This is a genomic window from Arthrobacter sp. TJ-217, from assembly GCF_058269255.1.
On the sequence record NZ_JBZCNJ010000007.1, the window covers coordinates 144,604 to 158,523 of the forward strand.

A 13,920-nucleotide genomic window follows, 5' to 3' on the forward strand; every position below is an offset into this window, starting at 1 on the left:
GAAGTTTGGGGTTCACCTTGTCACCGTATGCGGTGCGGTCCACGCCTTCCAAACCTGTCAGTCATACGCTTGCGGGATGGACGAACCACTCAACTCGACAGACTCCGCGGGAAAGAAGGCCGGCCGGTGGGAGGAGCGTTTCGCCGGGGGCGGGTTGTCCGGCGAAGGCCGGTATGAGGACGGCGAGCGCTCGGGCCCGTGGACCTTCTACTTCCGCAACGGGCAGGTGAAGGCCAGCGTTTCCTATGTGAACGGACAGCTCGACGGCGAGTGCCTCTGGCACCGCGAGAACGGTGGCCTGCTCCAGCACGGCGCATTCAGCAACGGGCTGCAGCAGGGCCCGTGGAAGCGCTACCACGCCAGCGGCGCGGTCCTCGATGCCGGCCACTACGTCGATGGGAAGAAGACCGGCGAGTGGATCACCTACGATGCGGAAGGCAATGTGACCCGGACCAGGTCCTTCGGCTGACCGCGGCCGCTGCGGAAACCGGCCTCAGCGGACCCGCTCGACCCTCTTTTCGTCCCAGACGGGTTCCTCGGTCTCGTACACCTTCCCGTCGGAGCCGAACACCAGGAAGCGGTCGAAGCTGCGGGCGAACCAACGGTCGTGGGTGACGGCAAGGACGGTGCCCTCGAACCCGTCGATCGCATGCTCGAGCGCCTCGGCCGAGTGAAGGTCGAGGTTGTCGGTGGGTTCGTCGAGGAGCAGCAGGGTTGCCCCTGAGAGCTCGAGCAGCAGGATCTGCAGCCGCGCCTGCTGCCCGCCCGACAGCGAGTCGTACTGCTGCTCGGCCTGACCCGCCAGGCCGTAACGGTCAAGCACGGCCGATGCGGCTTCCCGCCCGAGCCCGGACCGGTGCTCGTCGCCGCGGTGCAGGATGTCCAGCAGGGTGCGCCCCAGGAGGTCGGGCCGCGAGTGGGTCTGGGCGAAGAACCCGGGCCGGATCCGCGCTCCCAGCTTGACCGAGCCCTCGTGCGGAACCTCGGCGATGTCGACGTCGGACACCGGCAGGTGTTCCTTGTCGGGATCCGTTCCGCCGCCCGCGAGGAGGCGGAGGAAGTGGGACTTGCCGGATCCGTTGGAGCCGAGCACTCCCACACGGTCGCCGAACCAGATCTCGGTGCTGAACGGCTTCATCAACCCGGTCAGCTCGAGCTTCTGCGCGACGACGGCCCGCTTGGCGGTCCGGCCGCCGTGGAGGCGCATCGAAACGTTCTGTTCCAGGGGGATCGCCTCGGGCGGACCGGCCTCAAGGAACTTCGCCAGACGGGTCTGCGCCGCGTGGTAGCGGTTGGCCATGTCGGAGCGGAAGGCAGCCTTGTTCTTGTACATGTTCACAAGCTCCTTGAGCTTGATGTGCTCCTCATCCCAGCGCCGCCGCAGCTCCTCGAACCGGGCATTGCGGTCGCGACGGGCCTGGAGGTAGGTTTCGAACCCCCCGCCGTGCACCCATGCCGAGGCGCCGAGCACACCGGGTTCGAGCGTGACGATCCGGGTTGCCGCGTTGGCCAGCAGTTCGCGGTCGTGGCTGACGAAGAGCACCGACTTGGTCGACTCCGCGAGCTTCTTCTCGAGCCAGCGCTTTCCCGGCACGTCGAGGTAGTTGTCGGGTTCGTCGAGCAGCAGCATCTCGTCGGGCCCGAAGAACAGCGCCTCGAGGATGAGCCGCTTCTGCTCGCCGCCCGACAGCGACGACGCGGCCCGGTGCTGGGCGCGCTCAAACGGTATGCCGAGGGCCGCCATCGTCACTTCGTCCCACATGGTTTCGAGCTCGTAGCCTCCCGCGTCGCCCCAGTCGGAGATCGCCTGGGCGTACCGCATCTGCGTCGGCTCGTCGTCGGTTTCCATCATGGCGAGTTCGGCGTCGTCGACCGCCCGCGCCGCGGCGGCAAGGACGGGAGGCGCCGCGGAGACCAGGAGGTCCCTGACGGTTGTGTCGTCACGGACCTGGCCGACGAACTGGCGCATGATGCCGAGGCTGCCGGAGCGCGTGACCGCTCCCTCGTCGGCGCTGATGTCCCCTGAGATGATGCGGAGCAGGGTCGTCTTGCCGGTGCCGTTGGGCCCGATCAGGGCGGTCTTGTGGCCCTCCCCCACCTTGAAGGAGACGGCGTTGAGCAGTTGCCTGCCGTCGGAGAGGAAATAGTCGATGTTGGAAACGTCAAGGTGTGCCACTCCTCAAGCTTAGCGACGCAAAGCCGGGCTGCCGCCGCGGGGCCTGTTCAGGTCCTTCCGCCGGACGTATCATCCCAAGGACGAGGGAGCTTCAAACCCCCGAAGCCCCATCACCCCAGCAGGGCCCACGGGAAGGAACCGCTTCAATGACCGCCGACGCCCCAGCGGATCAGCCGTACGCCTCAGTCCGCGTCGCAGACGCTCCGGAACGCAACCGGTACGAGCTGACCGGCGACGGCTCCACCCTTGGCTTCGTCCAGTACAGGCTCCGTCCCGAGCAGAACCAGATCGTGCTGATCCACACGGAAATCGATGAAGCCTACACGGGACGGGGCTTCGGCACGGTCCTGGTCAAGGGAATGCTCGACGACATCCGCGACGAAGGGCGCAGGATCGTGCCGCTGTGCCCGTACATCGTGTCGTACCTCAAGGACCACCACGAGTACGACGGGCTCATCGACCGCCCGCAGCGCCGGCGTCCCTGAGTTCCCCGCAGGGAAGTCCGCCGACGCGGGTTGCGGCGCCTAGCGTGCGCTCGTTGTCGTGGGCGTCATCCGGTAGCCCACTCCCCGCACGGTGCGGATGAAGCGGGGATTGCTTGTGTCCTCGCTGAGCTTCTTGCGCAGGTTCCGGATGTGCACCTCGACGAGGTGGTGGTCGAGCGCCCATGCCTCGCCCCACACCCGGGTGAGCAGGGCCTCCCTCGTCCAGACCCTGGAGGCGCCGTTGAGGAGCGTTTCGAGCAGGTCGAACTCGATGCGGGTCAGCGGGAGCTCGACGCCGTCGAGGCTGACGGTGCGTCCGTCGACGTCGAGGATGAGTCCGTCGTGGCGGAGGACCTCATGCGGAGCATCGGAGGCGGCGCTGGACGAAGGACCGGTGCGTGGCCGGCGGAACATGGCCGAGACGCGGGCGGTGAATTCCCGGGGGCTGAAGGGTTTGCCGATGAAATCGTCGGCGCCGGTTTCGAGGCCGATGAGGCGGTCGATCTCATCCTGTCGGGCGGTGACCATCACGATGTAGGCGTCACTGACCGCGCGCGACTGGCGGCACACCTCAACGCCGTCAAGGTCGGGCAGGTTCAGGTCGAGGGTGATCAGGTCGGGTTGGTGTTCCCGGACCTTTTGGAGACCTTCAGACCCGGTCGAGGCCTCAAGGATGGTGAAACCGTTCTTGCGCAGCGCTGTGCCCAGGAGCTGGCGGATGTCCTCGTCGTCCTCGACAATGAGGGCGGTGCGGGCGGGTTGAAGATCGGGCATATGAATACATTGCCAGATATTTGTCCTAGCCGCTGGCTGGTCTTGAGGCTGTCTTGAACTTTGTCCTGTAAACGGCCCCATATACTCGCCGAATGGTCTCAGCCACGGTCTCAACCTTTCACGCCCTCGGACAGCAGGTCCGTTTCCATTTTTCGCCGGGCCCCGCGGGGAACACGGAACCGCCGTTCGTGCTCGTTCACGGCATCGGCATGTCCTACCGCTACTTCAAGCGGCTGCATGAGGAGCTCTCCGCGACGGCGGACACGTATTCCGTCGACCTTCCCGGATTCGGCCCGAACCCCCGTCCCCCGGGAATCCTCTCCGTGCAGGATCACGGCGCGGTCCTCACCGATGCCCTGCGGGAGCTGGGCGTGGAAACCTGCGTGCTTGTGGGGCATTCGAAAGGCGCGCAGGTCGTTGTGGCCGCCGCGAGCGCTTCCCCGCTGCTCGCAGCCCGCGTCGTCCTGCTGGGACCGGTGGTTGACCGGGAGCGGCGCTCCGTGTGGCGGCAGTCCGCGGCTTTGGGCCACGATGCCCTCCGGGAGACGGCCTCGGCCAATTACCTGGTGCTGTCTGATTATGCACGTACAGGCATACGTTGGTACCTCAGGGAACTGGGCCCGATGATGGAGTACCGCATTGAGGATGAAGTGCGCCGGCTCTCCTGCCCGGTGCTCGTACTGAGGGGTTCCCGCGACCCCGTGGCGAGGGAACCCTGGTGCAGGGAACTGAGTGAGGCTGCCCCGTCGGGTGCCCTGCTGTCGATTCCTGGGCAGCCGCATGTCGTTCAGCATTCCGCGCCGCGCGAGGTTGCTGCGGCGGTCCGCGAATTCGTCGACCGCCCGTGGCTGGGCGGGCAGACCCGTCCGGATGCCGCATCGGGAGCCGCGCACCAGTAATCGGCGTCGAGCAGGACAATCCCCGCCGCGCCTGACGCATCTTGCCGAAAGCTTCGCCGGGATCACAGGGGAAACTTGAACATCACACTTCATAGTTGGTGTATTGCTGAAAGTCGATACCCGGAAGAAGACCAGTCATGCCCGATCTGAACGAGTGGTCAACGAGCCGCCTCCTCACCACCGCAGCCCGCCTTGTGGATCACGCCTGGAACGAGCGCCTCCTCGACATCGGGATCACCCATGCCGGCTACACCACGCTGGGAGTTCTCTCCCGCGAAGGAACGATGACCGGCTCCCGTCTTGCCCTCGCCGTCCATGTTCAGGCGCAGACCATCGGCAAGACCCTCGAGAAGCTTGAACGGCAGGGATTCATCTCCCGCATCCGGGACACCCGCGACCGCCGGAGCCAGCGGATCACCATCACCCCGTCGGGCCTCCAGGCCCTGACCATGGCGCAGGACATTGAGCGGACCCTGATGACCGGGGAAGGCCTGGAGTCGGCCGAACTGCGCAACCTGCTGCGCGGGATTATCGGTGAACTGGCACCGCAGCGCTCACGGCCGGTGGCCGCGGCGGTCTGACCGGAGCCCCGCAGGGCCCGCGGTCAGCACTCCACGACGTTGAGCGCGAGCCCACCCCGCGCCGTCTCCTTGTACTTGTCCATCATGTCGGCGCCGGTGTCGCGCATTGTCTTGATCGCGATGTCCAGCGAGACGTGATGCTGTCCGTCACCGCGGACCGCCATCCGCGCAGCGGTGATCGCCTTCATGGCGCCGACCGCGTTGCGCTCGATGCACGGAATCTGGACGAGGCCTCCCACGGGATCGCAGGTGAGCCCCAGATTGTGCTCAATGCCGATCTCCGCCGCGTTCTCGACCTGTTCCGGGGTGCCCCCGAGCACCTCGGCGAGGGCGCCGGCGGCCATCGCGCAGGCCGAGCCCACTTCGCCCTGGCAGCCGACCTCCGCACCGGAAATCGAGGCGTTCTTCTTGAAGAGCGAGCCGACGGCGGTAGCGGCGAGCAGGAACCGCACGACGCCGTCCTCGTTGGCTCCCGGGACGAAGTCGACGTAGTACTTCAGCACCGCGGGGATGATGCCGGCCGCCCCGTTCGTGGGGGCCGTGACCACGCGCCCTCCCGCTGCGTTCTCCTCGTTGACGGCGAGTGCGAAAAGGGTGACCCATTCCATTGTGCCGAGGCGGTCTTCGGGATCGTTGGCCTTTTCGAGGAGCTCAAGCTGGCGGGCCGCGCGGCGGCGCACGCCCAGGCCCCCCGGAAGGATTCCCCCGGTGGCCGTGCCGCGGCGGATGGTGTCCTGCATGACCTCCCAGATCTCAAGCAGCCCGCCCCGCACCTCCTGCTCGCTGCGCCAGCCGCATTCGTTGGCCAGGACGACGTCGGAGAAGGACATTCCGTTGGCCCGGCACAGCGCCAGGAGCTCATCCGCCGAGTCGAAGGGGTAGGCCACGGGCACGGCAGCAGCCGCCGCAGCCGCCGGCTCGGAGGCGACCTGGTCCTCGTCGAGCACGAACCCGCCGCCCACCGAGAAGTAGTCCCGGGCCTTCAGGAGAGCGCCGGAGCCGTCGAACGCCTGGAAACGCATTCCGTTGGTGTGGTAGTCAAGCCGCTTGCGCCGGTGCAGGATGAGGTCGACGTCCGGGTCGAAGGTGATGCTCCGGCCCCCGCCGAGCCGCAGCAAGCGGGACGTCGAAATACCCGCAACTCGCGCATCCGCCGTCGTCGGGTCGACGAGGTGGGGCTGGCTGCCCTCCAATCCGAGGAGGACCGCCTTCACGGTGCCGTGGCCGTGTCCCGTGACGCCGAGCGAGCCGAACAGCTCGACCTGCACCCGTTCCACCCGTACGGTCAGGTCCGCCGCCTCGAGCAGCTCGGTGTAGCGGAAGGCGGCGGTCATCGGGCCGCCGGTGTGGGAGCTCGACGGGCCGATGCCGATTTTGAAGAGGTCGAACGCGCTGACCGTCATCGCTACTTCTGCCGCTTGTAGAAAGGGGTTTCAACGACGGTGAAGACCTCGGGCTTGCCGCGCAGGTCCACGTGCAGCTCGGTGCCCGGCTCAGCCATCGAAGCCTGGACGTAGGCAAGGGCGATCGGGAATCCGAGGGTGGGGCTGGGGAGCCCGGAGGTGACGGTGCCGACCGTGGATCCGTCGCGGACCACGTCGTATCCGGCCCGCGCCGAGCGCCGTCCCGAGCCCTTCAGGCCCACGAGGCGGCGTTCCGGCTGTTCGGCCTTCAGCGGTTCAAGCACCGACCGCCCCACGAAGTCTTCGGTCTTCTTCAGGCTGACCACCGGCCCGAGTCCTGCCTCGAACGGGTTGGTGTCCAGCCGCAGTTCGTTGCCGTACAGGGGCATTCCGGCTTCGAGGCGCAGCGAATCCCGGGCGGCAAGTCCGCAGGGCATCAGCCCGTGCGGGGCGCCGGCCTCGATTGCGGCCTCCCACATCCGGACCGCGAAGGAATTGCCGACGAACAGTTCGAACCCGTCCTCGCCCGTGTATCCGGTGCGGGCGAGCAGAACCGGCACGCCGGCAAGCTCGACCTCGACCGCGGCGTAGTAGCGCAGCTCCCGGATGGTCCCTGCGGCTTCTTCGGGGGCCAGGGCGAGCACGACCGCTTCGGCGTTGGGTCCCTGCACGGCGATCAAGGCGGTGTTCTCCGACTGGTCCTCAACCGCGACGTCAAACGTCTCGGCGCGGCGCCGGAGTTCGGCGGCAACGGTGTCGGCGTTGCCGGCGTTGGGCACAACGAGGAAGCTGTCATCGGCCAGCCGGTACGTGATGAGGTCATCGATCACCCCGCCGTCGGCGTCGCAGATGAGGGAGTACTTCGCCTTCCCCACCGGGATCACCGCCAGGTTGCCGACGAGCGCGTAGTTGAGGAAGTCCGCTGCCTGCGCCCCGGTCACGAGAACCTCGCCCATGTGGGAGAGGTCGAAGAGACCGGCGGCCCGGCGCACCGTGTGGTGTTCTTCGAGCTCGCTGCGGTATTTCAGGGGCATCTGCCAGCCGCCGAAGTCGGTGAACGAGGCGCCGAGGGCTTCGTGCTGGGCGTAGAGCGCCGTCTGCTTGGGCATGGTTTAGTCCTCGAACTCTTCGATGGGCGGGCAGGAGCAGATCAGGTTCCGGTCGCCGTGGGCGCCGTCGATGCGGCGCACCGGGGCGAAGTACTTGTCGTGCCGCAGGGACCGCAGCGGGTAGGCCGCGGCCTCCCGGGGGTACGCCTGGTCCCAGGCGTCGCTGATCAGCATCTGGGCGGTGTGCGGGGCCTGACGGAGCGGGCTCTGCTCGACCGGAACGTCACCATTGGCCACGCTCTCGATTTCGCCGCGGATGGCGATCATCGCGTCGATGAAACGGTCGAGTTCCGCGATGTCTTCGGACTCGGTGGGCTCCACCATGAGCGTTCCGGCGACCGGGAAGGACAGCGTGGGCGCGTGGAACCCGTAGTCGATGAGCCGCTTGGCGACATCCTCGGCCGTTACTCCGGTCTTCGCGGTCAGCGGCCGCAGGTCCAGGATGCACTCGTGTGCAACAAGTCCCTGCGCCCCGGTGTAGAGCACGGGGAAGTGCTCGGTGAGCCGGGCGGCGACGTAGTTGGCGGCGAGCAGCGCGTGCGCCGTCGCGCTTGTGAGGCCTTCGGCGCCCATCAGGGCGACGTATGCCCAGGAGATCGGCAGCACACCGGCCGAGCCGTACATCGACGCGCTGACGGGAGCGCCGCCCTCGGCGGAGGGGGCGCCGTCGGTGGCGATGTCGCGGTTCGCGTCGCCGGGCAGGAAGGGAATGAGGTGCTCGGCTACCGCGACGGGGCCAACGCCGGGTCCGCCGCCGCCGTGGGGGATGCAGAAGGTTTTGTGGAGGTTCAGGTGGGACACGTCTCCCCCGAACTCACCGGGCTTGGCCAGCCCGACGAGGGCGTTGAGGTTGGCGCCGTCGATGTAGACCTGGCCGCCTGCAGCATGGACCTGCTCGCAGACCCAGCGGACGTCCTCCTCAAACACACCGTGCGTGGAGGGGTAGGTAATCATGATCGCGGAGAGGTTCTCGGCGTGCTGCTCGATCTTCGCCTTGAGGTCGTCGTGGTCGATATTGCCGTTGGCGGCTGTGGCGACGACAACCACCTTCATGCCGGCCAGGACGGCCGAGGCCGCGTTGGTGCCGTGCGCCGAAGAGGGGATGAGGCACACAGTACGGTTCTCGTCCCCGCGGGAGCGGTGGTAGCCCCGGATGGCGAGCAGGCCCGCGAGCTCGCCCTGGGAGCCGGCGTTGGGCTGCAGGGAGACCTTGGCGTAGCCGGTGATCTCGGCGAGCCGTTCCTCGAGGTCGGTGATCAGTTCCCGCCAGCCCTCGGTCTGGGACTCGGGGGCGAAGGGGTGGATCGAAGCGAACTCCGGCCAGGAGATGGATTCCATTTCCACAGTGGCGTTGAGCTTCATGGTGCACGAACCCAGCGGGATCATGGTGCGGTCCAGCGCCAGGTCCTTGTCGGAGAGCCGGCGCAGGTACCGCAGCATCGCCGTTTCGGAGCGGTGGAGGGAGAAGACCGGGTGGGTCATGAAGTCCGAGGTGCGGACAAGGTCCGCCGGAATCGCGCTCTGCGCTTCGGAATCCGCAGGGACTGCTCCGCCGAAGACCCCGGCGAGGGCTTTGATGTGCTCCTCGGTGGTTGTCTCGTCGCAGGAGATCCCCAGGTGGTCCGCGTCGATGCGGCGGAGGTTGTAGCCCTGGGCCTCGGCGGCGTCGGCCAGTTCAGCGGCTTTCCCGGGCACGCGGACCAGGAGCGTGTCGAAGTACTGCTCGTGGACGACCGTCGCTCCGGCGTCGGCGAGCACCGCGGCGAGCTGGACCGCACTCCGGTGGGTGCGCCGTGCGATTTCCTTGAGGCCCTCGGGTCCGTGGTAGACGGCGTACATGCTGGCGGTGATGGCCAGCAGGGCCTGCGCGGTGCAGATGTTGGAGGTGGCCTTCTCCCGGCGGATGTGCTGCTCGCGGGTCTGGAGGGCCAGCCGGTAGGCGGGGGCGCCGTCGGCGTCCTTGGAGACCCCGACGAGGCGTCCGGGCAGCATCCGCTCAAGCCCCTTGCGCACTGCCATGTAGGCGGCGTGCGGTCCGCCGAAGAACAGCGGCACCCCGAGGCGCTGGGCGGAGCCGACGGCGATGTCGGCGCCCTGCTCACCGGGAGCGGTGATCAGGGTCAGGGCGAGCAGGTCCGCAGCCACAGTGACAAGGGCGCCGCGTTCCTTGGCTGCCGCGATGACGGCTTCGTGGTTGTGCAGGGCCCCTGACGCCCCGGGCTGCTGCAGGACAATGCCGTTGATGTCGCCTTCGGGCAGGCCGCCCGACAGGTCGGCGATTTCGATTTCGAAGCCGAGCGCCTCGGCGCGGCCCCGGACGACGGCCACGGTCTGCGGCAGGCAGTCGGCGTCGATCACGGTGCGCCCGGACTTGTTCCTGCCCGAACGGCGCATGAGCAGCACGGCCTCGGCGACGGCGGAGGCTTCGTCGAGCAGCGATGCGTTGGCGATGTCCAGCGCAGTGAGGTCCTGCACCATTGTCTGGAAGTTGAGCAGCGCCTCGAGGCGGCCCTGGGAGATTTCCGGCTGGTAGGGGGTGTACGCGGTGTACCAGGCGGGTGATTCGAGAACGTTGCGGCGGATCACCGGCGGGGTGACCGTGTCGAAGTACCCCTGGCCGATCATCTGCACGGCGGTCTTGTTCCTGCCGGCGATGCGCCGCAGCTGCGCCAGGACCTCCGGTTCGCTGAGCGCGGGAGGAAGGTTGAGGGCGCGCGCGGAGCGGATGCTCGCCGGCACCGCCATGTCAACGAGCTTGTCGATGCTGGGGTATCCCAGCACGGAAAGCATCTGGGCGGCGTCGGTTGAACGCGGGCCGATATGTCGGTCGGCGAAGGTGGATGCCAAGGCGGGATGGGCGGTCATTGGGAACTCCGTACGTCAAAAAAGCGCTGGGGGCGCACCTGGTCGAGTTCCTCCCCGCTCTGTCTTGGACCTGAGAGATTCCGCAGGGCTCCGTGCCTGCTTGCACCGTCGGTGAGCCGGGCCGCCCCTGGCGGGGAGATCGAGCTGCTTTCCAGAGTTGCCTAACCGCAGCGGTACTAGGGCCTGAGAGATTCCTGGGGAGGATTTGCTCCTACGGCGCCTGCCGGTGTGAACGTCAACGGCAGAACTCTCCCGCTGCAGGTCAAGGGCATATGAAATTTTGTGGTGTGTTGCCACTCACAGACTACCGCGGCTGGGCGCCGCGGGCAAAGGACGGCCCGGCACCTCACTCGACCGCCGGCTCGGTCCTGCGCGGGAGCTCACCGGTGCTGGCAAGCAGTTCGGCGGTGCGGGCGAGTTTGATATTCCTGTCGGAACTTGCCTTGGCGAGCAGGACAAACGCCTGGTCCGCGGTGATCTTGTACCGTTCCATCAGGATGCCCTTGGCCTGCCCGATCAGGTCCCGCGACACCAGTGCGCTGCGCAGCTGCGCCGCCTTCTGCGCATCGGCCAGGGCGATCGCGGCATGGGCTGCGACAAGCAGCCCGGCATGCTCGGAATCCTCATCGAAGGCTTCGGGCTTCCTGCCGTAGAGATTCAGCGCTCCGAGGGTGTCTCCGTCGACGAAGAGCTGGAAGGAGAGCATGCTGGCCGCCCCCAGGGCGGAGGCGCCGCTGGCGAACTCGGGCCAGCGGTTTTCGGTTCGCATATCCGGAACGCTCACCACCCGGTCGTGATACACCGCGTCGAGGCACGGCCCCTGTCCGGTCTGCATCTGCAGTGCGTCAACCTGTCGGGGAAGATTCGACGACGGCGCACGGGACTCGATCTTCTTCCGCCCGGTGACCATACTGATTGACGCTTCGTCCGCTCCCGGCACAAGTGCGACGGCGGCCTCGACGAGCTGGAAAAGGATGTCCGCCTCGTCCTTCTCGGTCTGCATTGACCGCGCAAGGTCTCCAAGGCGCATTGCGAGGTCGTCCTCGGGGACGCCGCCCGCCCCGGGATCGAACCCGCTGTCGTGACGATCATTACCGGTCATTTCCTTGCCTCCCGGGCAATCCTCGCGCTCTAGAAAGAGGTTACGCCTCCGGCGCACCCCGTGCGCCACCCCCGCCCGGGTGATATACCGGCATCAGGGCAAAGCACTGGGCCGGGAGGAACGCCATGCAGTCAACCACAGCAGACCTCGCCGATGAGTTCGGCGACCGCATTGACAGCTGCGCCACCCAGTTCCGCCAGTTCGGCGGCCACCGCGTGTTCTCCGGCGTCATTCTGACCCTTCGTTGCGGGGACAGCGCGCTGGTGGAGCGCGTCCTCGATGAACCGGCGGACGGGCGGGTCCTTGTCGTCGACGGCGGCGGCTCCCTGGACGCCGCGCTTTTCGGCGAACGTGCTGCCCGCCGCGCTGTGGCCAACGGCTGGGCGGGCATGGTGGTTCACGGGGCCGTGCGCGACACGGGGGCACTCGCCGCCCTGGGCCTCGGCGTCAAGGCCCTTGGCACCAACCCGCGGCTGGCCCGGACGGCAGGCGCCGGCGAGCGGAACGTGCCGGTGTCGTTCGGCGGGATCATCTTCACCCCCGGCGCGTTCCTGTGGAGCGACGACGACGGCGTGCTGACCAAATCCCCCCAGTAGACCTTCCCCCGGCATCCCTCCCCGCGGAGCCCGGGCCGAACCGGCGGGGTTTTTCCGGGACCACGGGGCACGGCGGCACTGCCTTCTGCAGCGGGCGCGCCTAGATGCGCAGTTCAGTGGCGGGATCGGGGACGCCGTCGAAAAACACGTCGAGGATGCGGCCGAAGGCCTCCTCCTGGGGCGCGGCCCGGTGGAAGAGGGTGGCAGATGAGTGAAGCTTCTGCGCATCGATGTTCCCAAGGATGTCCCGGGCGCTCCTGCCCGGATGACCGGCGACCAGGGCGGCGCATTGGTGAAGCCGCGGGCCGAGCACGGGGTGGGAAAGATACGCCTGCGCCTCCTGAAGCGAGGAAAGCGCATACCTGCGCGCTGTCTCGCTTCTTCCCAGGCCCGCGATCTGCGGAAAGACGAACCACATCCAGTGGCTGCGCTTCTGGCCCCGCCGGAGCTCCTCCACGGCGCCGGCATAGGTGCCGCCGGCGTCCTGGGCGCGGACGAAGCGCTCGAGATCGTAAGGATCCTCCACGGGTCCTCCCGGGATAGGGGCGGCTGTTTCCTTTGTTCTTAGTACGGCGGCAGTACCGGCGCAACCCGGGCGGGGGTTGACCCGCCCAAACCCTCCCACTAGTGTTCAGGATATGAACTTCTGTTCGTATGTTGAACACGCAGAATGGCTGGCAGCCTCCCGGGCGGCCGGGTTCCCCGTCGTCATCTGAGGAGAAACCGAAAAATGCACGAAGCATTCCTTTACGATGCCGTCCGGACTCCCTTCGGCAAGTTCGGCGGAGCACTGGCCGGCGTGCGCCCTGATGACCTCGCCGCTGGGGTCGTCAAGACGGTGGTCGGCCGCGCCCCCGCGCTGGACCCCGCGCGGATCGATGAAGTGGTTTTCGGCAATGCGAACGGCGCCGGCGAGGACAACCGCAACGTGGCACGCATGGCCACACTGCTTGCGGGCCTGCCGACCTCGATCCCCGGCACCACGGTGAACCGGTTGTGCGGGTCGAGCCTTGACGCCGCGATGATTGCGTCGCGCTCGATCCAGACCGGTGACGCCGACATTGTCCTCGTCGGAGGAGTGGAGTCGATGAGCCGCGCCCCGTGGGTGCTGCCGAAGACGGAGAAGCCGTACCCCGCCGGAGACATGGCCCTTTCCTCGACCACCCTGGGCTGGCGGCTGGTTAATCCGGACATGCCCAGCGAGTGGACCGTGAGCCTCGGGGAGGCCACCGAGCAGCTGCGCGAACGCCACGGCATCTCCCGGGAGCGCCAGGACGAATTCGCTGCGGCCTCGCACCGGCTGGCCGGTGCGGCATGGGACCAGGGCAGGTACTCGGATCTTGTGGTGGCCGTGCCCGGCACAGGTCTGACGCGCGATGAAAGCATCAGGCCCGGGAGCACCGCCGAGGTTCTCGCCGGACTGCCGACCGTCTTCCGCCGCGCCGGCGGGCCCCGGAGCGGAACCGTCACGGCGGGCAACGCCTCACCGCTCAACGACGGCGCCTCGGCCGCCCTGCTCGGAAGCGGATCCGCCGGCCGGGAACTGGGCCTGGACCCGCTGGCACGCATCGCCGGGCGCGGCGCGTCAGCCCTCGACCCGCAGTTTTTCGGGTTCGCGCCGGTGGAGGCGGCGCACCAGGCGCTGAAGCGAGCAGGAATCAGCTGGTCGGACGTGGGTGCGGTGGAGCTCAATGAGGCGTTCGCCGCCCAGTCGCTGGCCTGCATCGACGCCTGGGGCATCGACCCGGACATCGTCAATGCCTGGGGCGGGGCGGTGGCGATCGGGCACCCGCTGGGCGCCTCGGGGCTGCGCATCCTCGGCACGCTCGCCCGCCGCCTCGAGGCAGGCGGGCAACGCTGGGGAGTGGCGGCCATCTGCATCGGAGTGGGTCAGGGCCTCGCCGTCGTCCTCGAAAACACGAAAGCCTAG

The 13,920-nt window shown here is 67.8% G+C and carries 13 protein-coding genes and 1 riboswitch; of the genes, 6 read left to right on the forward strand and 7 right to left on the reverse strand.

Features of this window, described 5'->3' with window-relative positions; all coding sequences use genetic code 11:
• Positions 1–76: 76 nt before the first annotated feature.
• Positions 77–469 (forward strand): toxin-antitoxin system YwqK family antitoxin, encoded by a 393-nt coding sequence (locus AC4D2R_RS13590; protein WP_490940530.1) that lies wholly within the window; start codon positions 77–79, stop codon positions 467–469.
• A 24-nt stretch (positions 470–493) separates the two neighbouring features.
• Here AC4D2R_RS13590 and AC4D2R_RS13595 read toward each other — a convergent pair whose 3' ends face one another.
• On the reverse strand, positions 494–2,176 hold the full coding sequence (locus AC4D2R_RS13595) for an ABC-F family ATP-binding cassette domain-containing protein (RefSeq protein WP_490903145.1): 1,683 nt from the start codon (positions 2,174–2,176) through the stop codon (positions 494–496).
• A 146-nt stretch (positions 2,177–2,322) separates the two neighbouring features.
• Between AC4D2R_RS13595 and AC4D2R_RS13600 the strand changes: the two genes are divergently transcribed.
• Positions 2,323–2,661 (forward strand): GNAT family N-acetyltransferase, encoded by a 339-nt coding sequence (locus tag AC4D2R_RS13600; RefSeq protein WP_490903143.1) that lies wholly within the window; start codon positions 2,323–2,325, stop codon positions 2,659–2,661.
• Between the two features lie 39 nt (positions 2,662–2,700).
• On the opposite strand, the gene AC4D2R_RS13605 is transcribed toward AC4D2R_RS13600, so the two are convergent.
• Entirely contained in the window at positions 2,701–3,435 is a 735-nt protein-coding gene (locus tag AC4D2R_RS13605; RefSeq protein ID WP_490940532.1) for a response regulator, read from the reverse strand.
• A gap of 92 nt (positions 3,436–3,527) precedes the next feature.
• Between AC4D2R_RS13605 and AC4D2R_RS13610 the strand changes: the two genes are divergently transcribed.
• Together AC4D2R_RS13610 and AC4D2R_RS13615 are read left to right on the forward strand one after the other, a co-directional pair.
• Entirely contained in the window at positions 3,528–4,334 is an 807-nt protein-coding gene (locus AC4D2R_RS13610; RefSeq protein WP_490940534.1) for an alpha/beta fold hydrolase, read from the forward strand.
• Between the two features lie 137 nt (positions 4,335–4,471).
• A complete protein-coding gene (locus tag AC4D2R_RS13615) occupies positions 4,472–4,915 on the forward strand; it encodes a MarR family winged helix-turn-helix transcriptional regulator (RefSeq protein WP_490903137.1) in 444 nt (147 codons plus the stop codon).
• Positions 4,916–4,938: 23 nt separating this feature from the next.
• Here AC4D2R_RS13615 and AC4D2R_RS13620 read toward each other — a convergent pair whose 3' ends face one another.
• From AC4D2R_RS13620 to AC4D2R_RS13635, 4 genes are all read right to left on the reverse strand, one after another.
• Complete coding sequence (locus AC4D2R_RS13620) at positions 4,939–6,318, reverse strand: L-serine ammonia-lyase (protein ID WP_490940536.1); 1,380 nt, start codon at positions 6,316–6,318, stop codon at positions 4,939–4,941.
• Positions 6,319–6,320: 2 nt separating this feature from the next.
• Positions 6,321–7,427, reverse strand: coding sequence for a glycine cleavage system aminomethyltransferase GcvT (gcvT, locus tag AC4D2R_RS13625; RefSeq protein ID WP_490940538.1), 1,107 nt, complete (start codon positions 7,425–7,427; stop codon positions 6,321–6,323).
• 3 nt (positions 7,428–7,430) lie between these two features.
• Positions 7,431–10,292, reverse strand: coding sequence for an aminomethyl-transferring glycine dehydrogenase (gene gcvP, locus AC4D2R_RS13630; RefSeq protein ID WP_490940540.1), 2,862 nt, complete (start codon positions 10,290–10,292; stop codon positions 7,431–7,433).
• A 161-nt stretch (positions 10,293–10,453) separates the two neighbouring features.
• Positions 10,454–10,557, reverse strand: a riboswitch (glycine riboswitch).
• Positions 10,558–10,638: 81 nt separating this feature from the next.
• Positions 10,639–11,394, reverse strand: a complete 756-nt coding sequence (locus tag AC4D2R_RS13635) for a GAF and ANTAR domain-containing protein (RefSeq protein WP_490940542.1) — start codon at positions 11,392–11,394, stop codon at positions 10,639–10,641.
• A gap of 125 nt (positions 11,395–11,519) precedes the next feature.
• Here AC4D2R_RS13635 and rraA point away from each other — a divergent pair, with 125 nt between their 5' ends.
• On the forward strand, positions 11,520–11,990 hold the full coding sequence (gene rraA / locus AC4D2R_RS13640) for a ribonuclease E activity regulator RraA (RefSeq protein ID WP_490940544.1): 471 nt from the start codon (positions 11,520–11,522) through the stop codon (positions 11,988–11,990).
• 100 nt (positions 11,991–12,090) lie between these two features.
• Here the strand turns inward: rraA and AC4D2R_RS13645 are convergent, their stop codons facing one another.
• Positions 12,091–12,516 carry a DUF1810 domain-containing protein gene (locus tag AC4D2R_RS13645; RefSeq protein WP_490940546.1) on the reverse strand — a complete coding sequence of 142 codons (426 nt, stop codon included), beginning with the start codon at positions 12,514–12,516 and terminating at the stop codon, positions 12,091–12,093.
• 204 nt (positions 12,517–12,720) lie between these two features.
• Here AC4D2R_RS13645 and AC4D2R_RS13650 point away from each other — a divergent pair, with 204 nt between their 5' ends.
• Complete coding sequence (locus AC4D2R_RS13650) at positions 12,721–13,920, forward strand: thiolase family protein (RefSeq protein ID WP_490940548.1); 1,200 nt, start codon at positions 12,721–12,723, stop codon at positions 13,918–13,920.

Bases quoted from the DNA above. Each gene is read 5' to 3' on its own strand.
- AC4D2R_RS13605 (WP_490940532.1), bottom strand. From the start codon at position 3,435: ATGCCCGATCTTCAACCCGCCCGCACCGCCCTCATTGTCGAGGACGAC.
- AC4D2R_RS13600 (WP_490903143.1), top strand. From the start codon at position 2,323: ATGACCGCCGACGCCCCAGCGGATCAGCCGTACGCCTCAGTCCGCGTC.
- rraA (WP_490940544.1), top strand. From the start codon at position 11,520: ATGCAGTCAACCACAGCAGACCTCGCCGATGAGTTCGGCGACCGCATT.
- AC4D2R_RS13615 (WP_490903137.1), top strand. From the start codon at position 4,472: ATGCCCGATCTGAACGAGTGGTCAACGAGCCGCCTCCTCACCACCGCA.
- AC4D2R_RS13635 (WP_490940542.1), bottom strand. From the start codon at position 11,394: ATGACCGGTAATGATCGTCACGACAGCGGGTTCGATCCCGGGGCGGGC.
- AC4D2R_RS13650 (WP_490940548.1), top strand. From the start codon at position 12,721: ATGCACGAAGCATTCCTTTACGATGCCGTCCGGACTCCCTTCGGCAAG.
- AC4D2R_RS13590 (WP_490940530.1), top strand. From the start codon at position 77: ATGGACGAACCACTCAACTCGACAGACTCCGCGGGAAAGAAGGCCGGC.
- AC4D2R_RS13610 (WP_490940534.1), top strand. From the start codon at position 3,528: ATGGTCTCAGCCACGGTCTCAACCTTTCACGCCCTCGGACAGCAGGTC.
- gcvP (WP_490940540.1), bottom strand. From the start codon at position 10,292: ATGACCGCCCATCCCGCCTTGGCATCCACCTTCGCCGACCGACATATC.
- AC4D2R_RS13620 (WP_490940536.1), bottom strand. From the start codon at position 6,318: ATGACGGTCAGCGCGTTCGACCTCTTCAAAATCGGCATCGGCCCGTCG.
- gcvT (WP_490940538.1), bottom strand. From the start codon at position 7,427: ATGCCCAAGCAGACGGCGCTCTACGCCCAGCACGAAGCCCTCGGCGCC.